We start from the raw sequence: 26,518 nt of genomic DNA, 5'->3' as shown, positions 1-26,518 counted from the left end.
TGATGCTGAAACCAATCAACCATCTGAAAACACAACAGGAAGGCGCGGCGTTGCTGGTGGCCATTATGGTGCTGATGATTCTAGGGCTTATCGTCGGATCATTTTCGTTTGAGGTCAATCTGGAGGCCATGCTGGTTTCGCATAAACGTAAAAAGTGGCGTGCGGAAATGATGGCCCACTCAGGACTGGAATATGCCCGGGCCATCCTCGATGAGCAGGCCAAAGCCAAACAGCTCGAAATCGAGGATCTGGACGAGGACAAAAACGGCTTCATGCAGGATGCCCTTTTTGTCCAGCGCGGCCTGGCAGTAAACCGTACAATTCCGTTCGATGACGGCAGTCAGTTCACCATCAGAATCGAATCCGCCGAGGCAGGCCGTAATGTGAATCTTTTAACCCGGGATCAGTGGCTGGATATTTTCGAGATGGCAAATATTCCCAATACCGACTGGGATGCCATGATCGACTGTCTGATCGACTGGACCGATACCAGTGACGATCATCAGCTCAATGGCGCTGAATCCGACGACCCTTTCTATCAGGAGGCCGGCTACCCGGTAAAAAACGGCCCGCTTGACAGCGTCGAGGAACTGCTGCTCATCAAAAACTGGGGCCCTGAAATTCTTTACGGCAAGCCGGCCGACGAGGAAAGTGACGAAATTTTCGGCATTTATGACATTCTCACCGTCTGGGGCGACGGAAAAGTCAATCTGAATACGGCTTCGGAAGACCTGCTGCTCAGCTTCTCGGAATACGAGGACTGGGAGCTCGAAAGTGTATTCGAAGCACGCATGGGCGAGGATATGGAAGCGGGCACGCTTGATGACGGCATTCGTTCGCTGGAACAGGTGGGTGCCGATCCCGGCAAATTTAAATTGCAAAGTAGTTTTGTGAAGGTAACGTCTGTGGGAGATATTTACGGTCAGCAATATCAGATCGAGGCAATCTTCCTCATGAAAAGCAAGGACTCCGTAGTAGTTTACTGGAATGAAGGACCTGTTAAGCAAAATAAATAAGTTCCGGGAAAAAACGGTGACAGCGGTATGCCGCACACCCGATGGAATTGAATGGACCTCTGTGAAGATTTCGCAGGAAGGTACCGAACCGGTCAGTCAGAACCGGCTGGATATCGATCTGCCGGAGGCCCTTACAGCGGAGCAGCCTGAGACCGACGAGTTCCCGAATCTATCGAACCACTTGAAAGGCGAAGTCACGATCGCCCTGCGGGCCTCCGATCTGCTGATGCGTACCATGGAATTTCCCTCTGCCGATCCGGCCGAAGTGGCCGATATGGTCGGGTTTCAGGTCGATAAAATTTCGCCCTTCCCGATTGATCTGCTTGCGGTCTCCCACGAAACACTCAGCGTCGGATCCGATACTTCCCGGGTACTGATGGCCGCCGTACGGCGCGAACAGATTAATCGCATCGGTGAGGTATTTGAAAAATACGGAACACGCATTCACAGCATCGATGCACGGATTCTCGGCTGGCTGGATCTGCTGCAGCATGAAAACCGCCTGACCGGCAGCGACTGCGAAATGATCATAATTGCCGATGGAATCGACTTCGTTCTCGCAGTGCTGCACCACGGACAGCCTCTGACCTTCCGTCCGTTGACCGGAAGTCCGGACGATCCCGATGTGATTGATGAACTGGTCTACGAATTCAGTTATACCCTGACCACACTTGATGCCGAATACGACCTGCCGGGCCCGGAAAGCATACATTTCTGGACGCTCGAACGTCTGCCGCAGCCCTTTCTCAATAAACTTGCTGAAAAAACCGGCGTACAGATTGAAAACAGTACACTGCCCGAACTTCCGCCACTTTCCGAAGGGATTCTGCGCAGGACGCTCAGTGGAGAATCACGGATTGAGCTGATTCCCGCGGAATGGCTTGAGCAGGAAAAAAACCGCAGAATGCGTAAACAGTTTACCATTCTGACCGGAAGTATTGCTGCGGTCTGGCTCTCGGTACTGCTCATTTTCCTGAGCATCTTCAAAGTGCGCGACATGAAGCTGGCGACAATACAGAAGCAGGCGGATGCCATTGCTCCGCTGGCAGCGCAGGCCGTACAGAATAAAAATAAACTCGAAAAGCTCAAAGCCGCTTCAGACCGGACCTACTCTTCGCTCGAATGCCTGCGTGAAGCCACCCGCCTGCTGCCCGCCGGTGATATAGAATTTGTCTCTTATAACTACTCCAAGGACAAAGGGGTGACCCTTCGCGGCACAGGGCGCGATAAAAGTATCATTACCGATTTTTTCGCTACTCTGAACAAATCCGAATTGTTCGATGGAGTACGAAATGAATCCGTGACTGAAAAAACCACAAAAGGCGTCCGGCGTGCTGTCTTCTCGGTGACTCTTCCCCTCTCACGGCAGGAGGAGAATTCATGAAAATCTCACAACGGGAAATGATTCTCGGCGTCGCCACCCTCACCCTCATTATGGGCGGACTGACCTACATCGTTATTCACAATAAAATGGCGGTGCACCGTACCAACAAAACCAAGATTGAAAATCTTAAACAGCAGATTCTGCTGGACGAAGCCCGTATCCGCATGCAGCAGAACTGGATCGAGGAACTCAACGAACGCCAGAAGGATCTCCGCGTTTTCGATACTGAACAGCGTTCCGTTTCACCGGAACTGATGAAAAGCATCAACTCGATTGCCGGCAGACACGGACTTCACATTACCCGTAACCAGCCACGCTCCGAAAACCCGACCGGCGACCTCTTTGAACTGCCCATCAACTGTGTATGGGATGGTACACTCGAATCGCTGGTTAACTTTCTGACCGAACTTCAGCAACAGGGTGTACGTTACGATGTCCGTTCTCTGACCGTCCAGCCCGCCGGAAAAAATTCCGGCAAACTCAAAGGCAATATGGTCATTCATTGCGTCTACACCCGCAAGCCCGGCGGAGCGAAAAATACCCCTACCGAAAACCGATGAATATTCTGCCCATTCCCACCGGGGCGTATCAGGAGATGTGCTATCTCATCTGGAACGCCGAAAACAAAACTCTTATTTTTGACCCCGGCTTCGATGCCGAATATATTCTTCAATGCCTGGAAAAACACCGCCTTGAAGTCGCCGCCTATGTACTAACTCATACACACTATGACCACATCAATGCGCTGGCGGATTTGTACGACCGACATCCCGCACCCATTTACGTACATTCCAAAGACTGGGCATGGGCATTCGACGACCGGAATCAGGGCGCACCCTACTATCCGAAACCACGCAAACCCGAAACAGACGACATCCACTGGCTGGAAGGCTCCTCCGATCACACCATAGCCGACCTCCATTTCCAATGCCTGGAAACACCTGGCCACACACCCGGGGGATGCTGTCTCTTGTTTCCTGAAAGCCGAATCATGCTCACAGGCGATACCCTGTTTAAAGGTTCATGCGGACGCACCGATCTTCCCGGCGGAAATCCGAAACAGATGAAAGATTCACTGAAGAAACTGAAACAGCTCCCCGATGAAATTCAGATTTTTCCGGGACACGGGGACAGCAGCACTATTGGACACGAAAAAGCCAGCAACTTTTTTATGCAGTAGACGCATCTGCTTCCACAACACTTTCGAAGGAGTGATAATAATACTGAATATTTGTTATATTTTCCGGTATTAATTTCCACACCTTCGAAGGTATTTCCATACAGTTAATAAACCTGACAAGTACTTATTCCGCCTATCTGGGGAGTTTGATATCCCTGCGAATGTAGGTAGGCACATCCAGATCTTCGTTATTGTGAATGGTCGGATCCGTATGAATAAATTCCCCTTTTCCGGTAGATTCCAGCAGGAGTTCTCCCTGCGCCGGGTTGCTGCTCCTATAGAACAGGTCCCGCTGACGGTGAGTATCCACCAGCGGCTCCTTCCACGTTTCAGCCACCAGAACAATAGCTGAAAGACGGCCCTCAAACGCCGGATCAATAGCCACCCCGAAATTGATCCACACGCCGTCCGGAAGTTTTTCCTGCAGTTTGGAAAGGATTCCATCGACCTCTACGAGTTTCAGATCTGTACCTCCGGTCAGCCCGATCACAATACCCTCTGCGGCCTCCAGCATGCGTCCCTTATTCAGAAGACGATGCGTGGTCAACGCTTCCACCACCGCATCAGCCCGGCCCTCTCCGGTACTGTCGGCACTCGCAAAATGGCAGAAGCCGTCGCAGTTTCTCAACATGGTATGAATACACGCAAAATCCAGCCCCACCACGCCGCGACAGTTCAACAGCCGGCTGATTGAAAAAATTCCATCCATCATCACCTGATGGCTTCGGGCATACGCCTGTTCCACCGGAAGTTCCGCATCGGAACGATTCACTAGACGCTCATTCTGAATCTGGATAATAGCATCTGAATGTGTTCGGATACGCGTCAGAGTATCCTCTGCAATACGGCGGATTTTCACTCCTTCAAATTTGAAGGGCATGGTTACCATCGTCAGGACCAAAGCGCCGGCTTCGCGCGCAATACGGGTAATCACCGGCACCGCACCGGATCCGGTTCCGCCGCCCAGCCCGCCACAATCACAAGCAGATCAACCTTCCTGAGCTGTTTGCGGATATTGGAAGAATCCTTTTCAATTGATTGTCGGCCCAGCTCCACATCCCCGCCGGAACTGAGCCCGCGCGTAATAGTGGCACCCACATGGATCATATTCGACATACCCAGCGCATCCAGCACCTTGGTGTCGGTATCGATGGCAACGGCCTGAATTTCCGGATTTAAAGCAACCATAGCCGCCACAGCCCGGGCTCCACTGCTACCCACGCCCATCACGAGCATCTTGGGAACCGGGACCCGATGCGGTCCCGTCATATGATCACTCATCAGTTCCTCCCCAGAACAGGTTCAGCAGCGTTCGTCCCAACGAACGTTTTTCCACAGGACGGTTAAGTGATGCAGCATAACGGATAGCCCCCACATGCGAGGCATAAAGCGGCGCATCCTTGGCCGAAGGAAGCCCATGTACATTGAACGGTTTCCCATGCGTGCAGGGAACATTAAAAACCTTCTGTCCCAAATCTCGCGCCCCGTTCAGGAATGAACCTCCACCGGTAAGCAGCACGCCGGCACTCAGCGGAACATTGGGCGACTGCACTTCAACCGCTTCCTTCACCAACGTGAAAATCTCCTCCATACGGGCATTAATGATCGTATTCAGCGTCACCGCCCGCACCATTTTCCCACTGAAGCCCTGGGCCGCCGCAGGAATGGAAATATTATGATCCCGCTCCATCAGATTAGTCAGCGCACTGCCGTCCTTCTGTTTCACCAGCTCCGCCTGCCCCAACGGAATCTGCAGCCCTACGGAAATATCGTTGGTCACATGGTCTCCGCCCACCGCAAACGAACCGGCCGCCTGAATGAAACCGTCATGATACAATGTAAAATCCGTTGTACCGCCGCCGATATCTATAACCAGAACACCGGCTTTTTTCTGCTCTTCGGTCACCACCGCTATCGCAGCACACAGCCCGCTGAACACCGCATCGGTGCAGGCTATCGGCGCGTCGTCCACCAGTTTACGGAAATTATCCACAGCACTGCGTTTGGCATGGATCGTGAGCATATCCACCCGTAGTTCCTCGCCGGCCATACCAATCGGATTGGTGATATTAACCGTATCATCAAGCTGAAAATACTGCTGCAACGTATGCAGCTTAATGCGGTTATCCGGCAACGCCACCTTGCGTGCGATTTCCACAACCTCTTCCAGATCGTGCTCATCCACTTCCGACAGCCGGTTCTCCAGCGGATCCACCAGTCGATGAAAACCAGTGCTCTTTTTGGCCATCGCCTGCCCTCCCGAGGTGATCAGCATAATCGAATGAATACTCTTACGCCGGTTTTCCTCGGCCGCTTTGATCGCTTTGCGTACACACTTGATCGCATCATCGCGGTTATAAATCTCACCCTTACGGATACCGCGCGCCTGCGTTTCACCGATGCCGATAATCGACACCACATCATCATCCCGCACCTCGCCCACCATGGTGCGAACGGTACTTGTACCGATTTCCAGAACTGCCGTTGCGTCAAGAGCCATCGTTTACCGGTCAATAATAGGTCACCGGCACTTTGGCCGAATCAAGCGTTAAATCAACTTCCTTCACCCGCTGCCCCTGGCCATTGGCGATTTTAATTATCGTAGCCAGATTCTGCAGTTTGGGTTTAAGCGAAAACCGCGGCATCCTCACACGGATATCCCCGTGCAGCCGCATATCAATAAAGTCCGAATATTTCAGGTCCAGCGTCTCAATCCGGATATAAGTCCTCAAATAACCCGAGCTCTCACAGGTACCGATAATTTTCAACGCCGTATCCACATCGGTAACCCCCACCGGCTCTCCCATAACAAGTTCAGAATCAAGTCCCTTGATCAGCGGCAGATCCTTAGACTTTATCGAAGGCGGCATAATATAGCCATAGCGATCAACACGCAACGGAAGCCCGCGCTTTTTAACCCCTTCAATCCGGGCAACAGCCACGCGCTCCTTCACCTCCACAATCAGCGTATGCGGCAGCTTACGTTCAAGGCGGACCGACTCCACCTGCGAAACCCCCAGCAGTTTCTCCTCAATCTCCCCGAACGTCAGCTCCCAAAGGTTCATCCCCTCACGAAGTCCTGTCGTTTCGCGGATAAAATCCTCCTTCAGCTTTCCATTGCTGGAGATCTCCAGATGCTGGATTTCAAAACGCGGATTGCCCGCATAAAGCTTATAACCGATCCATTTAAAGCCTGAAAAAATACCGTAGCCGATCGCCCCGACAACCAATAACAGAAAAACAATCGAAACGGTACGGCGCGCCCGGGTTCCACCATCCACCCCGCGCTTTTTCGCCCGCACATAATGTGCTTTTTTCCGTGTTGTTTTCTTCTTTACCGCCGCCATGTAAACCAGCCCCTGAATCAATCCCGGCACTATAGATGAGCCCGCTCCATGATGCTACAGCAAAGCTCGGAAAAACCGATGCCGGCCACCTCCGCCGCCTTCGGCAGCAGGCTCGTCGCCGTAAACCCCGGAATCGCATTCAGCTCCAGCACATACGGCCGGTTTTCCGACGACAGCCGAAAATCCACCCGCCCGAACGTATCCGCCCCCAATGCCCGGAAAGTCCGCAACGCCAGCGTCTGCAGCTCCGTCGTAATCTCCGCCCCCAGCTCCGCCGGGCAGACATAACGCGTATCACCCGTTACATACTTCGCCTCAAAATCATACCACTCCGACTCCGGAATAATCTCCACCACCGGAAGCACCTGCCCGTTCACCACCCCAACGGTCAACTCACGCCCCGGAATATACGTCTCCACCAGCACCTCATCCGAAAACCGCCGCGCATCCGCAAAAGCCCCCTCCCGATCCGCCTCATCAAATACCAGATGACACCCCACACTCGAACCCTCCCGCGGCGGTTTCACCACCAGAGGAACCTCCGTTTTCCATCCTTCTAAAGTTGTCACCACCTCACCCGGTGCCACCGGAACACCATGCTGCTCCAGAACCTTACGCGTCAGGATTTTATCAAACGAAATACGGCTCGACTCCGCACTCGAACCCGTAAACGGCACCTTCATTTCAACCAGCTTCCGCTGAATACCGCCATCCTCTCCAAACCGGCCGTGCAGCGCCACAAACACCGCATCAATCCCATCCGGAATCTGAAAATCCTCAGACTGAATATCAATCTCCGTCACATCATACCCGCCATCACGCAGCCCCTGCGCAATCGCCGCCCCCGACTTCAGCGAAATCCCACGCTCCGACGAAACCCCGCCCTTTAAAACTGCCACTCTCGAAAATTCATGTTCACTCATACCACGACCCTTCCTTCCCGGAATCTGAATCAACCACTCTAATATTTACCCCGCACCAGCTCAAGATCTGGTTCCAAACCATACTCTTCCCTAAAGATCTTCAAAATCCAGATCAACGCGATTTCAATCCACGCGCCCCGCGTGGGGCGCGACGCCGCAACCGCCGGAATGCCGGATCCGGCCAAAGGTTTCAATCCACGCGCCCCGCGTGGGGCGCGACAACTGCCGCGAACAATGCGCCGCCGGTTGTTCAGGTTTCAATCCACGCGCCCCGCGTGGGGCGCGACGACCTGGCCGACGCCGTCGCCGCCGCAACATCAGGTTTCAATCCACGCGCCCCGCGTGGGGCGCGACGCAGAGATAAAAGGAGTCGGTGGTATCTGGCACAGTTTCAATCCACGCGCCCCGCGTGGGGCGCGACCCCATCTTAATTCAGCCATTGTAATCTCCAATCGTTTCAATCCACGCGCCCCGCGTGGGGCGCGACGATGTTTGCGAGAGGTTGGATCGGCAAAAGAAACAGTTTCAATCCACGCGCCCCGCGTGGGGCGCGACGTCTATGGTCAATCATTTGACTCTTAATGGGCATGTTTCAATCCACGCGCCCCGCGTGGGGCGCGACCCGGCCTTACGGGCAGATTCGGCGACTTTGTCGTTTCAATCCACGCGCCCCGCGTGGGGCGCGACTGAAAGAGAATGATGTGACCGAAGAAATGATTCAGTTTCAATCCACGCGCCCCGCGTGGGGCGCGACGAGACAACCTGCATTGGTCACGATGCGCGGACACGTTTCAATCCACGCGCCCCGCGTGGGGCGCGACACACGTTACCTTGAGGACTATCCTGATCAGTGCTCGTTTCAATCCACGCGCCCCGCGTGGGGCGCGACACCATCACCTTCACCTGTATCTACGACGCCGTCGTTTCAATCCACGCGCCCCGCGTGGGGCGCGACACTATATCGATCACCGCAACCGCCTGACGGTTATGTTTCAATCCACGCGCCCCGCGTGGGGCGCGACCGCACATTATACACAAGCAGCTGGAGCCGATCGGTTTCAATCCACGCGCCCCGCGTGGGGCGCGACTCCGGCCGGCGATTATTACGAGCTTAAATTACCGGTTTCAATCCACGCGCCCCGCGTGGGGCGCGACCCCGCTGTCCTGCATCGAGCGCGACGAACTCGACGTTTCAATCCACGCGCCCCGCGTGGGGCGCGACTGGTACCGGTATTGGATTTAATAAGTCCTTTACCGTTTCAATCCACGCGCCCCGCGTGGGGCGCGACAATTTACGCCCCGTATTTGTTGCGCCGATAAGCTGTTTCAATCCACGCGCCCCGCGTGGGGCGCGACCATCCTCGACGAAATCCGCCGCCTCGCCGATCTAGTTTCAATCCACGCGCCCCGCGTGGGGCGCGACCGTCATCTTCGGCGTCGACGGACCATGATGCCGGGTTTCAATCCACGCGCCCCGCGTGGGGCGCGACGATTGCCGGGTATTACAACAAGCATGTCGGCGAGTTTCAATCCACGCGCCCCGCGTGGGGCGCGACCTCAGGCGGCCATTGATGCCTGGCTGCTGGAACAGTTTCAATCCACGCGCCCCGCGTGGGGCGCGACTTCAGCGCCGGTGATGACGGTGCGATTGAGGTGTTTCAATCCACGCGCCCCGCGTGGGGCGCGACATGCGACCGAGATCCGTGACGGACTTGACGAGCTGTTTCAATCCACGCGCCCCGCGTGGGGCGCGACGGTGCCCGGGCGATAATTGAGCGGCAGTACAATGTTTCAATCCACGCGCCCCGCGTGGGGCGCGACTCACCATCCATTTTTCAAATTCTTCGTAATACTCGTTTCAATCCACGCGCCCCGCGTGGGGCGCGACCTTATAAATCGCCTCCGCTTTCTGGTCTTCGTTTGTTTCAATCCACGCGCCCCGCGTGGGGCGCGACTTCCGCAAAATCAAATCCACGGGAACGCCGGGGAGTTTCAATCCACGCGCCCCGCGTGGGGCGCGACAAATCAATGTCAATATTTCTTCTGTTTTCATACGTTTCAATCCACGCGCCCCGCGTGGGGCGCGACTTCCGGCGGGATCGGTTGCATTAACGTCTGACACTGTTTCAATCCACGCGCCCCGCGTGGGGCGCGACCTTGTATCCGCATTATCAGGCGCGGTTCAGTCCGGTTTCAATCCACGCGCCCCGCGTGGGGCGCGACGCCGTAGACGCTGTAATATTCGGGGTATATAACGGTTTCAATCCACGCGCCCCGCGTGGGGCGCGACAGCCCACGTCAAATCCGCCAACCGCCCCAGACGGTTTCAATCCACGCGCCCCGCGTGGGGCGCGACTCCTTAACGAATATTCCCCCTTGCCCTTTGGCCGGTTTCAATCCACGCGCCCCGCGTGGGGCGCGACCATATTCAGGCTGTATGCGCCGGTGAAAGACGTTGTTTCAATCCACGCGCCCCGCGTGGGGCGCGACGGAGCTGATATTTTTGATTGCGTACATTTTATGTTTCAATCCACGCGCCCCGCGTGGGGCGCGACTCTTTGATTGATTTCTGCACTTCGCGGGTGCAGAGTTTCAATCCACGCGCCCCGCGTGGGGCGCGACGGAGTTATCGGATACCTAGAGCCAACCGGCTCCGGTTTCAATCCACGCGCCCCGCGTGGGGCGCGACCAACAACCTGATTGTCGCCGGTTCCGCGTGCAACGTTTCAATCCACGCGCCCCGCGTGGGGCGCGACGTCAAGCTTGCCCTGCATTTCTGCAAGTTCTGCGGTTTCAATCCACGCGCCCCGCGTGGGGCGCGACCACTGCGGTTTGCGATGGCGTTGAAGATGCGCTTGTTTCAATCCACGCGCCCCGCGTGGGGCGCGACCGAAGACATAGTTTCCGTGGTTGAGGCACCGTTTGTTTCAATCCACGCGCCCCGCGTGGGGCGCGACTAACATGGCAGCAAAGACACTTAGCATTTTGTGGGTTTCAATCCACGCGCCCCGCGTGGGGCGCGACCGTTTCAAACGAGTACAGCAGTATTTTCGATACAGTTTCAATCCACGCGCCCCGCGTGGGGCGCGACTAAACGATCATGCCCTCGGTGTCAGCGGCATGGGTTTCAATCCACGCGCCCCGCGTGGGGCGCGACTTACCGTTTACTGATGGAACCAATCTGCAGCAGAAGGTTTCAATCCACGCGCCCCGCGTGGGGCGCGACTTGCCCGCTTCATCCTGCAGCTCGATATATACATGTTTCAATCCACGCGCCCCGCGTGGGGCGCGACATTTCGTATATAGTTCTGTCAGATACATAACCGGTTTCAATCCACGCGCCCCGCGTGGGGCGCGACATAAGGGTTAACGGCTTCGGCCGGCATGGTATCGTTTCAATCCACGCGCCCCGCGTGGGGCGCGACACCCCGGACTCGGTATACAGCGCATGCGCCAGATGTTTCAATCCACGCGCCCCGCGTGGGGCGCGACGGTCTCAATGGTTCGTTTTTCATCGGTGACGTTGTTTCAATCCACGCGCCCCGCGTGGGGCGCGACCCGGCACGAACTCTTCAAATTCCATCCGGTACTTGTTTCAATCCACGCGCCCCGCGTGGGGCGCGACACTTCAGGTGTTTTGTCAGAACGGTGTAGCGGTGTTTCAATCCACGCGCCCCGCGTGGGGCGCGACTTGCCGACGGAGCGTCTATCCATCCCGCCGCTGGTTTCAATCCACGCGCCCCGCGTGGGGCGCGACTCAACCGCACGATGGTCAAGCACATGCTGTTTGTTTCAATCCACGCGCCCCGCGTGGGGCGCGACGGTTTCTTTCTATCCTGTTGATTCGCCGGTGTCGATATCCGGTTTTCCGCGAACGTCTTCTCAAAACAGTTCAACTATTCATATTTCAAAGAGCAAAAACACACAACACCTTAACAATAAAAGCATTATGTCCTCGGCGAACCTGCCGGTATTTCAGTGTAAACTTAAGGTTCGCACAATCAGATAATCAGTGTTCCGCTTTCCAGATTGAGCGTTTCTTTGGTGCCATGGTGTTCCACTCTGTTCTCCCAGTTTTTCCCGAGAAAATAGAACCGGAGTGAATCCTCTTCAGGGCTGTAGAGTCTGAGAAGTTCCGCCCGCAACGACGTCCACTGGGCGGGTTCGACCAGACATTCAAAAACAGAGTTCTGGACACGCTGACCGTAGTCGAGGCAGGTTTTGGCGATCCGGGAAAGCCTCCGCTGTCCGGCTTTATTGAGAGTGGATACATCGTAGGTGATAAGAACAAGCATAAGGCCCTCCGGGTTGTTTCAAATCTGAAATTTTATTTTTCATATTCTTTATCGCCAGATAAACGGCGGGTAGGCTTCCAGGTCTCCGCGCAGATAACGGACCAAGAGCTGTGCCTGCAGATGCGGAAGCAGTCCGATTTTGCATTTTTCCTCCAGATAAGGATGAGTGATCTCTTCCTGTTTCCGCTTCTGCCAGGCCCCGAGCAGGGTTCTGCGGGCAGAATCGGACATGGTCACCGCGCCGCCGGCGGAGTCATTGAAGTCTTTTGCCTGGATTTGACGGCGGTTGATGAGCGATAACACGACCCGATCCGCCAGAAAGGCACGAAACTCCTCCATCAGGTCCAGAGCAAGGCTGGGCCGACCGGGACGGTCGCTGTGCAGAAAGCCCACACAGGGATCGAGCCCGACGCCTTCCAGCGCCGAACGACAGTCATGCACCAGCAGCGTATAAGCAAACGAAAGCATGGCATTGACCGGATCCGTCGGCGGCCGGCGATTGCGTCCACTGAACTGAAACGCCTCGCTCTTCACGGTAACCAGTTGCGGAAAAGCGGAAAAGTAAGATGCCGCCGCTTCACCTTCGTTTCCACGCAGCTCTTCTATCAACATTGGCGATTCCAACCGGCGCAGATACTGAGTCGTCCGGCATTCTGCGGTTTTCAGTTCCCGATTGTCCCCATGATCCCGCATAGCACGGCGAAGAACAGCCCGGGCGTTGGCAATTTTTCCAATGAGTATATGACGTGCAATATCTGCCGCCCGTTCCGGAATATCGGCCACACGGTATTGCTCACGCCGTAGCAGCACGTTGCCCGAAACCGGACCCTGAATACGGGCCAGAAATTTCCCGTATTCTGAAAGAAATGAAACCGCCACATGGTTTTCCGCGCAGTGATGCATCAGAAAAGGGCTCATCGAAACCGCACCGAAACAGACGATGCCATCGAGCGTATGCACCGGAATACGCAACCGGGCCTCTTTCTCCACGTTTACCACCACACTTTGCCCTTCTTTATGCAGATAAGCATTCTGGGTGGTGACGTAGAGGGTGTTGAGATGTTTTTTCATGATGCCTCCGGCGATTTGAGAGATGAAATTTCAGCTTTGAGATAGTGCATTGGCCAAGTAGCTTGCTACAGGCCGATGCGCTTGCGGCATGCAGATTTCGTACAGCGAACAGGCATCGCATTTCTTTTTTTCATATACGGCAGGCGGTGTTTTCCCGGACACCATCAACGCATGCAGCGCCTTTGCCGTCTGCACGGTTTCGCTCCTCAGCTCCGGCGTAAATTCCACCGGCTGTCTGCGACGCGGCTGACCGTAGAAAATCGCGCCTTCCGGAATCTCCACATCCAGCATTTCCTCCAGACAGAGAGCCTGCGCACAAAGCTGAACCCAGTCGCAATGCGTCGGTTTCGGGCGACCGCGTTTGTGCTCAACGGGATAGACTTTGTCGGCATGAAATTCAATCACATCAGCCTTACCAATGAGACCCAGCTTCAGAGAACGCAACAACGTAGCATATTCGTAGCGGATACCGTCGCGAGTTTCATGCTCCGGCCGATCCACCCGATCATGCTGCGCACGACCCTCGGCCGTAAAACGGTTTTCCTTCCACTGCTGCTCCAGATGGATCAATGCACACTGGCGCGGACAGTAGATGAAATGCTGCAGCGCCGAGAGCGGGAGGAGATCGGAATCGGAAAACATTACCCCCCTCCCCGCTCCCGCTTCATTTGCTCCAACCGCTCTTCGTGCTGTTTTTTTAAATCAGCCATAAATGCCTGCGCCTTGTCTTTCTGCTGATAGATCCTCTTCGACTTTTCCGTCATATGCCGCGTGCCCTTAATATCCGACTCCTGCAGCGAAAAGGCCCAGCCGCCGAGCTGGCGAGAAATATTTCTCGCCAGCGATTTTAAATCTGAAATCTGAGATTTCAAATGGCCGAAGACCTTAATTCTTTCGATGACATGACAGATCGAACGCACCTCCCCGGCAGATCCCTTGGCATAATAGAGAAACTGCAACAGCTCCGACGTCGTGCCCCGTTCGAAGCCTTCGGCAATATTATTCGGAACCGACAGTGCCGCACGTTGAATCTGATTGGCAATATCCCCCTGTCCGCGAAAGGATGAATCGCGCGTCACCTCAAACACCTTAACCGTCAACTTGATTCCATCCCGCCAAACCGGAACATCCTCGAAATTCTCATATTTCATCAGTCGCTCCACCCCGCTTTATGGGATTTCAACGTTCAGATCTGAGATTTCACACCCGCCGAGCGGGATATCAGATTTCAAATTTTATATTTCAGATCGCCAGCCGCACGACTGGCGTCACAGCATTTCAATCAGATCCACGCCTTCGGGTGCCTCACCGATTTTCACATCATAGTCTGCAAACGAACGCGGCGGTCTTTCGCCACAGTTCTTTTCCACCTTCACCAGATTAAACAGCTTCTGCGCAGGTGCATTGCCGAGTTCGGAAGCGTGCTTGAAAACGATCAGCTTCTGGGGAGCCATCTCGCCCCGCGCGGCGGAGCGGTCGTGATCGAACATATTAATCAGCGCATTCCAGAACAGTTCAAGGTCCTCCTCGGAAAATCCGGTCTGCTTCGCCAACGGCGCAGAGATAAAGCCATGCACTTCGTAGAGGCCGTAAGGAATGGTAAACTTGCGGCCCATGGTTCGGTTGTCGCCCTTCTGTTTTTCGGCCTCAGCCTCCGTCGCAACCGCCATGCGTGTGATGGTGTGCTCTCCGGTAAAAATACGATCCTTACTGCGGGCAAATCCCAGTTGAACCGGGCCGCGCACCTGTCCGGCATTCTTCCCGGTGCTCATGACGGCACCAAAGGTCCGGACATCAAAATAGTTTCTGCACATGAACAGACGGGCCGCCTCGGTTTTATCGCCCGCCTTTTCCTTATTTGCCACGAAATCATCTTCATGCGCAGCATCGATCATCGTATTGAGAATGCCCTTTTCCTTAATGAAGATTTTCATCTCCGGCTTATCGCCCTGCGTCAGCTGAATATAGTTGCGTACTTTTCTTTTCAGGCAAACATCCGTAACCAGGCCATTGCCTGTTTCCGGATCGACGCGCGGCAGATTGCCCGCGTCCGGATCGCCATTAGGATTTCCGTCTTTCACGTCAAACAGCAGTACAAATTCATACCTATTTTTAATCAATTCACTCATACTTCTTCTCCTGTCTCTTCTGTTTCTTTACCTTTAAAAAAATCCTGCCGCTGGTGATAGTAGCCCACCGCAAAACGGGCCTGCTCCTCCAGGGTCAACTGGTTACGGATTCCTGATGCGGGAATCAGGGCGTAAACTTCCTGCTTCAAACGCTCGTACCACACAATGGGCTGCCCGCCGTTACGAATCTTCGCGAGATGATGAATCGACAGTTCATCCAATCGTTTAAATGTGATCTGCGGAGAACTGGTCGCGGCGCCGAAATAGGTATCCCGAATCGTTTTATTAATCCCCGGTTGCGCTTTCTCCTGAATACGTTCGAGCACAGCAAATAAGCGCCCCAACACATAGCCCATGTCGTCATATGTTTTATCCAATGCCACTGAGACCTCCTGGTTAGTTAAATTTGAAAACTGCGCGTTTCGTACTAAACACGCCTTAATGATTGAAACCCGTGCGTATGTAACGCGCTGCTCCGCCTTGCAGCGTCGAACCGCGTTCGAAAGCAGCGTACGCGGATAATTTCCACCCATGAAAACTGCACGCGCAAAATCACCTGCAATATTCGGCGGCAGATTATCGATCTTCCCTTCCATAGCGGTGGAGCTGAGCAGTTGTAAGAGTGAAAGAAACTCGGGATCCCGTTTAGATCGAACCATTTCAATTTCTTCGAAGAAACGAGCCACGCGCTCTTTGATCTGCTTCAAATTACCTTCATACCAAAACCGAATCGAAATACGAGCTGCATTGGGAGCGAGACCCAATACATAAAAGGGATGCGTCTCATCCTCCGCCGGAACACCGCTTTTGACTGAACGAAGCAGGGAACGGATTTTATCGTACTTCACTGCTTCTTCGCCTTTTTTGGGCTGTTCAAAACAGGAAATAAAGGTCTGTTCGAAATCCGAGGGATCTCTTGCCCAGAAAACGGTACTTGCGTCGCCCACCTGCATCCGCTGCCGGTCGCTCGCCAACAGATAATTAAGCGCAGTGGTATAGGCAAATTCCGCCTGCTTCCCTATCGGTGCATTATGCCCCTGCTTTTTCCCGAACGAACTCACGGCATCCAAATTGAACGAAACAATGTTGGCTCCGGATGATTGTGCGCCCCACACCCCTTTGATGGCCGTATGCAACTCCGCCAGTTCATCGGGTTCGCCCCGCACGGCACACACCTGCCCGCCTGTAGACGGTTTCGCCTGCTCAACAATCGACCGAACCACCGCCGGGCGTTGACAAATCATCTCACCATCTTCAAGCGCGAAGGTCAGATTTCCCCCACTCGCTTCCACTTCCTGCCACAGCGGATGTGCGAATAATGCATCAAATTCCGCGATTCGCAAAAAAGCCAATACCGCCCGAATGCCGGCGTCGTCACAGTATTCAAAGTTTTTTTCAATTTTCTCAACAAAAGCCGCGTATTGTTTGGGCAGGCGCGCTTTCATCTTCGCCAGCTCTTTTTTGGATTTGGAGAGGTCAAGCCGCTTTACAGCGCCCTTGCCGCGATAGGCCAACTTCGCTTTCTTATCGGAGCGCAACAAATGGCCCAACGCATAGGGTGCAGTGTCCCATAACAGATTCGCCTCGACTCCGACAGTCCGCTTGACGCCCTTTGGAACACGCGTCATTCGGCCCTGCTTCTTTTTTCCAGTTCCTTCCCGCAAATCCCAAAGAGCACTGAAGGCCCCCTCTTCTGTAAGCAGAATTAAAAAATCAATCTTCTTCTGCTCAAACCCCAGAGGAGCGATATTGATGTTCGGATCATGCAGCAGCCGATCGTAATATTGAGCCAACGCCTGCAGAATCATGACCGCACCTCCACATCCCGCAGATCCAGAGATCCGTTCACAAGTTGTGCATGAAAGAACTGAGGCATCGGCTCTTTTCCGCGATAATCCAAATCATAGAGCATCCACCCCAAATCGCGTGTTTCCTGAATTGGCTCAGGCAGTTCATCCTTCAACCCAATCAATTCGAAGTCGACCGGAAATTCGCGACATCCGAAATAGGGCTGTTGAAAACATTGGCCCTGCAACGCCCGCCGCAAAAACATCTGCTCGAATTTAGTCACCGTATCGTCAGCGCCTGCCTTTGCAGTCATTTCAAAGTCAGCATGAAGCACATATTCAACATGTTTCAGAAAAAGGCCTGCGCGTTGCTGGCGCTCCTTTTCAACACTGAGTTCCAACGGCTTATGCCGTCCGCCCGTCATATGAGCCGCTGAGGGCTTACCCATCTTTTTTCCCACTTCATTGCGCCGCACCGATTCCCACTTCACCGGTTTAAGCACATCGATCTGCCGAATATTCCACTGGATCGCGGGCTTCCACAGAATCGCTTCGAAAATACCGCGCGCCGCCGATGGCGTAATCACATCATACGACACGCGTTCCACTTTCATTTCCGGGCGGGTGAAGCAGGCGTTTTCGCCGCTCACTCGCAACCGGAAGGGTTTACTTTTCTTCATCGTCATTTCTCCTAAATAATATTGGTTTCAGGATCAAACGCCTCAATCGAGTCGGGTGGAATAAAGCCGAAACGTTCGTCGTAGAGTTGCTTGGTGTGCAGAAAAATCATTCCCTCAAACCCTTCCACGGGCCGCGCGTAATCCTGATCCACCAATTGATCCACCACGCGCTTGGAAATGTTGACGGTATAGCGTTGCAGTTTTCGGCAGATGGCTTTGGCCTCCCATTGGTGAGACAAAAGCCGATCGACCAACCCCACCGCTTCGCGGAAAGGCATAATGACGGGAAGCTGCCAATCGGAATCAATGAGATGGAACCGTTCAGCCGCGGTCTGGAAGCGGATCGCGGTTGTCTCATTCGGTAAGAGCTCACGGATGCCTTTTTGATCGAGCGCCTGCGTCCCTTTCATAAAAAAGTATTGCTTGAAATAGGAGCGGAATGTTTCCGGCAAAAAGATGCGGTTCAAGCGGTCGGGTTTCAAGTAGTTCAGCGCGAGCGATGCGGCGGGCTTTACGTAGTCGGGCTGTTTTCCGGGCATAAAAACGACCGTGCGGCCCATTTTCAGCTTTCCTTCGCGATTGCATCGTCCGGCGGCTTGAGCAATGGAGTCGAGGCCGGCCAATGCACGGTAGACCACCGGGAAATCAAGATCAACCCCCGCTTCGACCAATGACGTGCTGATCACCAACAGGTACTCACCGCACTTCAACCGTTGGCGAATCTCCGCCAGCACCTCGAACCGGTGGGCCGCGCAAAGGTTGGTCGAAAGCTGAATGGTATTTTCCCCGGGAAGCAGCTCGGCAAGTGTCCGCGCATCAGCCTTGCGGTTTACAATGCAGAGTAACGAACTGCATTCCGACTCTAACTGATCAGCCAGTGTAGCAAGATCAATCGGGTTCAATTCATTGAGCACTTCCACCTGAACGCGCGCAAGTTGCTGACTCAACGCATTCGGTTTGTCGATAATTTCAGTGACCTGATCAAAACCTTCAGTAAATTCAAAATCGAACGATTTAGTTTCTGTAAGGACGGGCTGCGTTGCGGTGCAAAGCACAGGCGTGACACCGTAATGCCGAGCTAATTCTCGAATCGCGAACACACAGGGTCGCAGAAATGCGGGAGGCAAACATTGTGCTTCATCAAAAATCACCACACTGTTTGCAATGTTATGCAATTTGCGACACCGGCTGCTGCGGTTCGCATGCAATGACTCGAAAAACTGGACATTCGTCGTCACCACAATGGGCGCATCCCAGTTTTCCATCGCGAGTCGTGCGCGTTTTTCCGCGATTTCCTGATCGTCATCAAAAACCAGATTCGAATGATGTTCCAGTACGACATCCTCGAAACCAGGAATTGAACGAAACACTTCGGCGGTTTGCTCAATGATACTCGTGTAGGGAATCACATAAATAATGCGACGCTTTTGATGCTCCACCGCGTGCCGCAACGCAAATGCCAGCGACGCAAGCGTCTTTCCGCCACCCGTCGGAACCGTTAACGAAAATGTCCCCGCTTGCTCAGCAGCCGTACGGCACTGTGCCAACACCTGCGCCCGGCATTGATTCACCGCACCTTCCGCTCCTTCGAATCGTGCCATATGCGCGTCAAAACAGACTAATAACGCATCCATACTCGGCGAATCATTTGGGCGCGCGGCCTTGCGCGATGCATCCATGAACACTTCCGTATCGAGAAAATCGGCGTCTACGAGGCAGGAATAGAGCATACGAATCAAAAAAGCCTGATCCGGGGGCAATACTCGATTCTCAAACATAGAAGGGTTGGCCGGCGGTATCTGGTTGGAAATGGATTCGGGAACTTGATTCAACACAATATCCGAGCGATGTGGATCTCGCATTTTAGACTCCAGTCCTTTTGCACCCGTTTCCGCAGAAGAATAATCCGCCAAGCCCGCATGATGCCCCATAATCAGCCAAGAGAGAATGACATCCACTCCACGCCACTTTTTCAGCATTGCCAAATGTCCACCCGCTTCCGAATGCACCACACGAATGTTCTCCCCCTTCAGCTTACGCTGGAAGTCGGGATGGTATTTCCCTAAATCATGCCAGAGTCCGGCGAGTCTCGCCCACTCCTCGCCGCCGAAGGGTTTGGCGAATTCAGCAGCCCGGTCGGCAACATTTTTCAGATGCTCCTCCAGCGGCTGCCAGCCGGAGGGCGGTCCGTCGTTGCTGTGCGCATAATAACTCATTCTTGGTATAATATGTGTAAAAAACTATTTTCCGAGCATTTAAATGCGGATCTTCGCAAGTAAACCCATACCCGCAGTTTATACCCGGAAAACAGATTGCCTTCGCCATGGATTTATTGAAGATGCAGGGATGTATGGAGGTGTATATGCCGTGGTTTGAAGACAGAGGGGATCATCTGGTACTGAATGTCCGCGTGGTTCCCCGGGCGTCAAGAGATGAAATTGCGGGGCGTATGGGCGATGCGTTGAAGGTGCGTATTCAGGCGCCGCCGGTGGATGGAAAAGCCAACGCCTATCTGATCAAATTTCTTTCCAAACATTGGAAAATCCCGAAGAATTCCATTGAAATCCTTTCGGGCGAAACGGGGCGGAATAAACGGCTGCGGCTCTCGAATCCGACCGAGAAAATCCGTAAAGAATTGTTGTCTTTCGGGGATGAGTGAGTATCAATACCGCACATGAAAGGTACTACTTTAATTTTATCCCTCCTTTTTCTGGTCGGCTGCAGCCCGGACCGGCCGCCGGAAACCGGAAAAACAACCGTATTTGTAAGTATCCGGCCACAGGCCGGTATTCTGAAAGCTTTGGCTGGCGAAAATGTCGAAATTAAAACATTGGTCGGTGAAGGGCAGTCGCCCCATTCCTATGAACCGACTGCACGGCAGCTGGCGGCATTGGGAGAAGCCGATATCCTGTTTACGATCGGTGTCCCGTTTGAGCAGGCCCTGCTGAAAAAAATCCGACCGCTTTATCCAAATCTGAACATTTCGGCTACTGATTCCGGCATCGAAAAACGCAGTATGGGCCATGAACACCACCACGAGGGCGAATGTACCCATGACCATGGCCAGAAAGATCCTCATGTCTGGCTGAGTACACGCAATGTCGCAATCATCGCTTCGGCAATGTATGAAACCCTTGAACCGATGGGACTGGCTGATCCGGAAAAATATGATGCGCTGATCCAAACCCTGGATACGCTGAACACGGAAACCGAAAAGAAACTCGCGCCCTATAAGGGGCGGTACTTTTACGTTTTCCATCCGGCCTTCGGATATTTTGCAGAACAGTACGGCCTCGAACAGAAGGCTATTGAACTCGACGGAAAAGCCCCATCGCCCCGACAGCTGACTGATCTGATTGAAAACGCTAAAATCGACGGCGTGAAAGTGATTTTTGTACAGAAACAGTTTCCCGTCGAAAGTGCTCGGGCCGTCACCGATGCCATCGGCGGCCACGTGGTTCAGCTGGATCCACTGGATGAAGATGTAGTTGCCAACCTGCATCAAATAGCGGATGCTATTGAAGCATCGTATAAATAGCTTTCAATTTCGGAGCTCACTGAACCTATCCGTTCCTGTGTTATCCGTATATTCCCTGGTCCACATTAAATGAGTCTTCCCATCCAGATTGAACAGGTAAACTTTTCCTACGGCCCGGTGACCGTACTGGAAAACGTAAACGTGACCATTGGAGAAAAGGAATTCATCTCGGTAGTAGGCCCCAACGGCGGCGGTAAAACCACTTTGCTGAAAATTATACTCGGCCTGCTGGAACCGCAGGCCGGATCCGTTTCCGTGTTTGGCCGCACACCAGCTCTTGGAAGAAAATGGATCGGCTATCTGCCGCAGTATGCCAACCTCGACTCCAAGTTTCCGGTGACCGCACTTGATGTCGTGCTGATGGGCCGACTGGGAAAAACCCGGAATTTCGGCTTCTATTCAAAAGCCGATCGCGAAGCTGCGCGAACCATGCTGTCACGCGTCGGCCTGGATAAACTGGAGAACCGGCCGCTTGCCGCACTCTCAGGAGGACAGCAGCAGCGCGTTCTGATTGCGCGGGCACTGGTATCCGAACCGAAACTGCTGCTGCTTGATGAACCGACATCGAGTCTGGATGACTATGTGGAACAGGAGCTTTACGATCTGCTGCAGGAGCTCAATAAAGAGCTGACCATCATTGTGGTTTCACATGATGTCGCCTATGTTTCGCGCTATGTCGAAAAAGTGGTTTGCGTGAACCGGGAGGTGCATATCCATCCGGTTTCTGAAATCAACGAAAACATTATTCATGATATGTACGGCGAGCATGTCCACGCCGTCCGCCACGATCAGGAGCACGACCATGGGTGAATTTTTCCAGGCCCTGTTCCAGCACAGTTTTCTGCAACATGCCTTTCTCGCCGGACTGCTGGTCAGCATTTCCAGCGGAATTGTAGGCACATACGTTGTGACACGCCGCATCACCTATCTGGCCGGCGGAATTGCGCACTGCGTTCTCGGCGGCATGGGCTGCGCCCGTTATCTGCAGACAGTACACAACTGGCAGTTTATGACCCCTCTGTTTGGAGCCCTGCTCGCCGCCCTGCTCGCTGCATTTATTATCGGCTGGGTGAATATGAAGGCCAAAGAACGCATCGATACAGTCATCAGTGCATTCTGGGGTATGGGCATGGCCATCGGCATTCTTTTCATTGCCAAAACACCGGGCTACAGCGAGGATCTGATGTCCTATCTCTTCGGTAATATCCTGCTCGTTACCTCCGGCGACCTGCTGGCGATTGCCGGACTTGATCTGTTTATTGCTGCTATTGCTCTGCTCTTCCACAAACAGTTTATCGCGGTCTGTTTCGATGAGGAATTTGCAAGGCTGCGCGGCATCAACACCCAGCTTTTCTACTTCCTGATGCTTGCCCTCACCGCCCTGACCGTGGTCCTGATGGTTTCGATCGTCGGCATTGTGATGGTGATCGTGATGCTGACACTGCCGGCCGCAATTGCCGGACGATTCTGCCGGCGCATGGGATCAATGATGGCTCTGGCCGCCGGAATCTGTGCATTACTGACGTTCAGCGGTTTGGGGCTGAGCTATGGTCCCGACCTTCCAGCCGGTGCCACCATTATCGTCCTTACCGGTATCGCTTACCTGCTTGCACTCTGTTTCAAAAAGCGCTGATTTCCCGCACAGCGCAACCCCTGCATTTTCAGATAGTTATGGCATAAAGACTGCTTATTAGCTATCCACCTTATGAGGAAACAGAAATGCCGAACCAAACGATAGGAAAAACCAAAATCGCACCGGTATCCCCAGGCTCACTCTTTTCATATGAGCTGTACGGTGATTACCTGATCCGTCGCTTTCTAGGCCTGCTTCCCGTAACCCGGGTACATCTTGGAGCAGTACGTTATCTTCGCCTAGCCACTCGAAATGAAATTTCACTAAGCAACATGCTGCTCAATGGTCTGCAGTTAATGAACCGCCAACGCTCTAAACACCCCGTCTATATTCTCCACACACGTAAAGGGCGTAAAATGTTCCTTAAACTGGAAAGCGGATCACACTTCCGACTGCGCCAGGCCATCGCCCGTCATTCCGACCGGCGTGTACATAAAATGGCAGCTTGAAGCAGAACAAACCTTACACCTTCGAAGGTGTGAAAGTTAAACCCATCAATTCCCTTTATTTTTAAATAAATATTACCATACCTTCGAAGGTATAAAACAAATCTGACATAGAAAAAAAGCCCGTCGCGTAGACAGGCCTCAGCTGTACCGGGAGCTGAATATTTCAAGCTCCCGGTATGGTTTTGGACGTTTAGCCTTTGATGGCCGCCTGTGCTGCTGCAAGACGGGCAATCGGTACTCGGTAAGGGGAACAGCTCACATAGTTGAGCCCGGCCTTCGCGCAGAATTTTACACTTTCCGGATCGCCGCCGTGTTCACCACAGATACCGCATTTGAGGTCCGGACGCGTTTCACGACCGCGCTCAACCCCCAGTTTAACCAGTTGTCCGACACCGCTCTGATCCAGCGTCTGGAACGGATCGGCCGGCAGAATTTTCTCATTGAGATAATCCGGCAGGAAAGATCCGATGTCATCCCGGCTGTAACCAAAGGTCATCTGCGTGAGATCGTTGGTGCCGAAACTGAAGAATTCTGCAGTTTCAGCCACTTCGTCTGCCGTAAGCGCCGCACGCGGAATCTCGATCATCGTACCAACCATGTATTTCACTTTGGCTCCGGTCTTCGCAATAATTTCCTCGGCGTTTTCCCGAACAATTTTTTCGAGGAAGTCCAGCTCGGCTTTGGTTCCGATCAGCGGAATCATGATTTCCGGCAGCACTTTAACCGGCTTCTTGAGCTTGGCTACTTTGCAGGCGGCCCCGATAATGGCTTTGGTCTGCATCACACAAAGTTCCGGATAGGTGATCGACAGGCGGCATCCTCGATGACCGAGCATCGGATTGAACTCATGCAGTTCCTGTACACGCTGCGTCACCTTACGGGCCGGAACTCCAAGCCGCTTAGCCATTTCCTGCTGATCTTTCTTCGTATGCGGTACAAATTCATGCAGCGGCGGATCCAGCAGACGAACGGTTACCGGCAGGCCGTCCATCGCCTTAAAGATACCTTCGAAATCTTTCTGCTGATGTTTCAGCAGTTTGGCAAGTGCCGCTTTGCGGGCATTCTCGTCATCCGCCAGAATGAACTCCCGGATAGCCCAGATACGATCACCTTCAAAGAACATGTGCTCGGTACGGCAGAGTCCGATTCCTTCGGCACCGAATGCACGGGCAGCAGCAGAGTCGGCCGGCGAATCGGCATTGGTACGCACATTCATCTTCCGGTTGTTATCCGACCATTTGGAGATCTGCTCATACATTTTGTAAATCGGATCTTTTTTAGCAGAGGCTTTTCCATCAACGACCGCCGATACAACCGGACTGACCTGGGTCGGAATCTGCCCTTCATAAACAACTCCGGTAGAGCCGTTCAGGGAGAGCCAGTCTCCCTGCTTGAAAACTTTTTTACCGACGGTGATCGTTTTCTTTTTGTAGTCGATCCTGAGGTCGCCTGCACCACAGATACAGCATTTTCCCCAGCCACGCGCAACAACCGCGGCGTGCGATGTCATCCCTCCGGTTGAAGTCAATACGCCCTGTGCCGCCCACATACCGCCGACATCTTCCGGGCTGGTTTCGTGGCGAACGAGAATGATTTTTTCATCGGCATTCTTTTCGATGGCCGCTTCAGCCTCTGCGGCTTCGAACATGATTTTACCCACGGCAGCGCCCGGACCTGCCGGCAGAGCTGTGGTAACCACTTTGGCCTTTTTCTCCGCCTCGATATCAAAGATCGGGAACAGAAGCTGTTCGAGGTCTTCGCCGGTAACGGTCAGGAGAGCTTCTTTCTGGCTCAGGATTTTCGGCTGTTTTTCGCCGGTGAAGACATCCTGTCCGGTGGCCATTTCAACCGCCCAGCGCACCCCGGCCAGACCGGTACGTTTTGCATTACGGGTCTGCAGCATATACAGCTTACCCTCCTGCACGGTGAATTCAACGTCCTGCGGATATTTATAATGTTTCTCCAGACGCGTCATGATTTTCTGCAGATCCGCATAGACTTTTTTCCATACGGGATCCTCCTCATTCGGCATATCATCAAGGTGTTTCGGTGTACGAATCCCCGCAACGACATCTTCGCCCTGAGCATCGACCAGATATTCCCCATCGCTTTGCTATGGCCGGTTCCGCCATCGCGTGTAAACGCCACCCCTGTACCGGATCTGGACCCCATATTACCGAAGACCATCGTGCAGATGTTGACCGCGGTTCCCATCAGGCCGGTGATCTTGTTGATCTGGCGGTATTTTTCAGCACGTTCCGAACCCCAGGAGCCGAATACGGCACGGATGGAGAGATCGAGCTGTTCCCAGGGATCCTGCGGAAACGGTTTTTTCACTTTGTTCTGATAAACCTTTTTATAAATCTCGGTGAGCTCTTTGAGCTGTTCCGCTGTCAGGTCGGTATCTTCCTTGGCTTTATATTTTTTCTTAAGCGCTTCAAGCTCCACTTCAAAATCATGGTGTGTCAGACCGGTATACGGCCCCATCACCACATCCCCGAACATATCAATGAAGCGGCGGTAGCAGTCCCAGCCGGTACGTTCATTTCCACACTGTTCAATAAAGCCCAGTACCGCTTTATCATTCAGGCCCAGATTCAGCACCGTATCCATCATGCCCGGCATAGAAACCGCGGCACCGGAACGCACAGATACCAGCAGCGGATCCCTGGCATCGCCCAGCTTTTTGCCCATCACTTTTTCGAGCTTCTGCAACTGGGTTTTCAGCTGAGTCTCCATCTCCGGAGCATATTTACCACCGGTTTTGGAATAGTAGGCACAGGCTTCTGTGGTAATGGTAAGGCCGGGAGGAACCGGAAGATTGGCGTTTGCCATTTCGGCGAGATTAGCCCCTTTACCGCCGAGAACTGCTTTCATGCTTTGGTCGCCTTCCGTGAGTTCTCTGGACACTCCGTAGAAGTAGACATATTTCTTCTGAGCCATTTGTATTTCTCCTTGTTTTTGAAAGGCCTATAGAACTAAAAACGGTCTATATTTAACAGAGCACCAAACGGAGTCAAGACCCCCTCACGTTTATTCCCCCATCGTGTAAAAAATACCTCTTCCAAAGTTTGGAAACCCTGCGT

Annotated in this window: 22 protein-coding genes, 1 pseudogene and 1 CRISPR repeat array; of the genes and pseudogenes, 9 read left to right on the top strand and 14 right to left on the bottom strand. The window is 53.5% G+C overall.

Annotated elements, in window-relative coordinates; genetic code table 11:
• Positions 1–2 precede the first annotated feature (2 nt).
• Genes EGM51_01875 through EGM51_01860 form a run of 4 tightly spaced genes read left to right on the top strand, consistent with a single transcriptional unit; the run spans position 3 to position 3,580 of the window.
• Positions 3–1,016 carry a hypothetical protein gene (locus tag EGM51_01875; GenBank protein ID QBG46210.1) on the top strand — a complete coding sequence of 338 codons (1,014 nt, stop codon included), beginning with the start codon at positions 3–5 and terminating at the stop codon, positions 1,014–1,016.
• A 16-nt stretch (positions 1,017–1,032) separates the two neighbouring features.
• Entirely contained in the window at positions 1,033–2,400 is a 1,368-nt protein-coding gene (locus EGM51_01870) for a hypothetical protein (GenBank protein ID QBG46209.1), read from the top strand.
• Complete coding sequence (locus EGM51_01865; protein ID QBG46208.1) at positions 2,397–2,960, top strand: hypothetical protein; 564 nt, start codon at positions 2,397–2,399, stop codon at positions 2,958–2,960. Before EGM51_01870 ends, EGM51_01865 begins: the two co-directional genes overlap by 4 nt.
• The gene (locus EGM51_01860; protein ID QBG46207.1) at positions 2,957–3,580 is read left to right on the top strand and encodes an MBL fold metallo-hydrolase; all 624 of its coding nucleotides are present in this window, start codon (positions 2,957–2,959) and stop codon (positions 3,578–3,580) included. The genes EGM51_01865 and EGM51_01860 overlap by 4 nt, the downstream gene beginning before the upstream one ends.
• Before the next feature lie 133 nt (positions 3,581–3,713).
• On the opposite strand, the gene EGM51_01855 is transcribed toward EGM51_01860, so the two are convergent.
• From EGM51_01855 to EGM51_01795, 13 genes are all read right to left on the bottom strand, one after another.
• Positions 3,714–4,520: a hypothetical protein gene (locus EGM51_01855; protein ID QBG46206.1), complete on the bottom strand. Its 807-nt coding sequence runs from the start codon at positions 4,518–4,520 to the stop codon at positions 3,714–3,716.
• The gene (locus tag EGM51_01850) at positions 4,511–4,861 is read right to left on the bottom strand and encodes a hypothetical protein (GenBank protein QBG46205.1); all 351 of its coding nucleotides are present in this window, start codon (positions 4,859–4,861) and stop codon (positions 4,511–4,513) included. The genes EGM51_01855 and EGM51_01850 overlap by 10 nt, the downstream gene beginning before the upstream one ends.
• Positions 4,854–6,080, bottom strand: coding sequence for a cell division protein FtsA (ftsA, locus tag EGM51_01845; GenBank protein QBG46204.1), 1,227 nt, complete (start codon positions 6,078–6,080; stop codon positions 4,854–4,856). The genes EGM51_01850 and ftsA overlap by 8 nt, the downstream gene beginning before the upstream one ends.
• A gap of 10 nt (positions 6,081–6,090) precedes the next feature.
• Positions 6,091–6,957, bottom strand: a complete 867-nt coding sequence (locus EGM51_01840) for an FtsQ-type POTRA domain-containing protein (protein ID QBG46203.1) — start codon at positions 6,955–6,957, stop codon at positions 6,091–6,093.
• Positions 6,957–7,850 (bottom strand): D-alanine--D-alanine ligase, encoded by an 894-nt coding sequence (locus EGM51_01835; GenBank protein QBG46202.1) that lies wholly within the window; start codon positions 7,848–7,850, stop codon positions 6,957–6,959. Before EGM51_01835 ends, EGM51_01840 begins: the two co-directional genes overlap by 1 nt.
• A 120-nt stretch (positions 7,851–7,970) precedes the next feature.
• Positions 7,971–11,672: direct repeats of the CRISPR family, unit length 33 nt; unit sequence GTTTCAATCCACGCGCCCCGCGTGGGGCGCGAC.
• 179 nt (positions 11,673–11,851) lie between these two features.
• Positions 11,852–12,145: a CRISPR-associated endonuclease Cas2 gene (gene cas2 / locus EGM51_01830; GenBank protein ID QBG46201.1), complete on the bottom strand. Its 294-nt coding sequence runs from the start codon at positions 12,143–12,145 to the stop codon at positions 11,852–11,854.
• A gap of 48 nt (positions 12,146–12,193) precedes the next feature.
• On the bottom strand, positions 12,194–13,216 hold the full coding sequence (gene cas1c / locus EGM51_01825; protein QBG46200.1) for a type I-C CRISPR-associated endonuclease Cas1: 1,023 nt from the start codon (positions 13,214–13,216) through the stop codon (positions 12,194–12,196).
• 30 nt (positions 13,217–13,246) lie between these two features.
• Positions 13,247–13,858, bottom strand: coding sequence for a CRISPR-associated protein Cas4 (gene cas4, locus EGM51_01820; GenBank protein QBG46199.1), 612 nt, complete (start codon positions 13,856–13,858; stop codon positions 13,247–13,249).
• Positions 13,858–14,367 (bottom strand): four helix bundle protein, encoded by a 510-nt coding sequence (locus EGM51_01815; GenBank protein ID QBG46198.1) that lies wholly within the window; start codon positions 14,365–14,367, stop codon positions 13,858–13,860. Before EGM51_01815 ends, cas4 begins: the two co-directional genes overlap by 1 nt.
• A gap of 117 nt (positions 14,368–14,484) precedes the next feature.
• Entirely contained in the window at positions 14,485–15,345 is an 861-nt protein-coding gene (gene cas7c / locus EGM51_01810; GenBank protein ID QBG46197.1) for a type I-C CRISPR-associated protein Cas7/Csd2, read from the bottom strand.
• Positions 15,342–17,153, bottom strand: a complete 1,812-nt coding sequence (cas8c, locus tag EGM51_01805) for a type I-C CRISPR-associated protein Cas8c/Csd1 (protein QBG46196.1) — start codon at positions 17,151–17,153, stop codon at positions 15,342–15,344. The genes cas7c and cas8c overlap by 4 nt, the downstream gene beginning before the upstream one ends.
• Positions 17,150–17,812 carry a type I-C CRISPR-associated protein Cas5 gene (gene cas5c, locus EGM51_01800; protein QBG46195.1) on the bottom strand — a complete coding sequence of 221 codons (663 nt, stop codon included), beginning with the start codon at positions 17,810–17,812 and terminating at the stop codon, positions 17,150–17,152. The genes cas8c and cas5c overlap by 4 nt, the downstream gene beginning before the upstream one ends.
• A gap of 11 nt (positions 17,813–17,823) precedes the next feature.
• Positions 17,824–20,028 carry a CRISPR-associated endonuclease Cas3'' gene (locus EGM51_01795; protein ID QBG46194.1) on the bottom strand — a complete coding sequence of 735 codons (2,205 nt, stop codon included), beginning with the start codon at positions 20,026–20,028 and terminating at the stop codon, positions 17,824–17,826.
• Positions 20,029–20,174: 146 nt separating this feature from the next.
• Here EGM51_01795 and EGM51_01790 point away from each other — a divergent pair, with 146 nt between their 5' ends.
• The 5 genes from EGM51_01790 to EGM51_01770 all read left to right on the top strand — a co-directional run bounded on the left by EGM51_01790 (position 20,175) and on the right by EGM51_01770 (position 23,432).
• Positions 20,175–20,471, top strand: coding sequence for a YggU family protein (locus EGM51_01790; protein ID QBG49220.1), 297 nt, complete (start codon positions 20,175–20,177; stop codon positions 20,469–20,471).
• Positions 20,472–20,486: 15 nt separating this feature from the next.
• Positions 20,487–21,350, top strand: coding sequence for a cation ABC transporter substrate-binding protein (locus tag EGM51_01785; protein QBG46193.1), 864 nt, complete (start codon positions 20,487–20,489; stop codon positions 21,348–21,350).
• A gap of 69 nt (positions 21,351–21,419) precedes the next feature.
• Positions 21,420–22,160, top strand: coding sequence for an ABC transporter ATP-binding protein (locus EGM51_01780; GenBank protein QBG46192.1), 741 nt, complete (start codon positions 21,420–21,422; stop codon positions 22,158–22,160).
• Complete coding sequence (locus tag EGM51_01775) at positions 22,153–22,983, top strand: metal ABC transporter permease (protein ID QBG46191.1); 831 nt, start codon at positions 22,153–22,155, stop codon at positions 22,981–22,983. Before EGM51_01780 ends, EGM51_01775 begins: the two co-directional genes overlap by 8 nt.
• Positions 22,984–23,069: 86 nt before the next feature.
• Positions 23,070–23,432 carry a hypothetical protein gene (locus EGM51_01770; GenBank protein ID QBG46190.1) on the top strand — a complete coding sequence of 121 codons (363 nt, stop codon included), beginning with the start codon at positions 23,070–23,072 and terminating at the stop codon, positions 23,430–23,432.
• A gap of 190 nt (positions 23,433–23,622) precedes the next feature.
• On the opposite strand, the pseudogene EGM51_01765 reads toward EGM51_01770, so the two are convergent.
• Positions 23,623–26,375 (bottom strand): annotated as a pseudogene (locus tag EGM51_01765) (pyruvate, phosphate dikinase).
• Positions 26,376–26,518 lie beyond the last annotated feature (143 nt).

It is taken from the genome of Verrucomicrobia bacterium S94 (genome assembly GCA_004299845.1).
In the GTDB taxonomy this organism is placed as follows: Bacteria; Verrucomicrobiota; Kiritimatiellia; order Kiritimatiellales; family Pontiellaceae; genus Pontiella.
The sequence above is the reverse complement of the archived record's forward strand: the minus strand, read 5'-3'. Positions and strand labels throughout refer to the sequence as shown.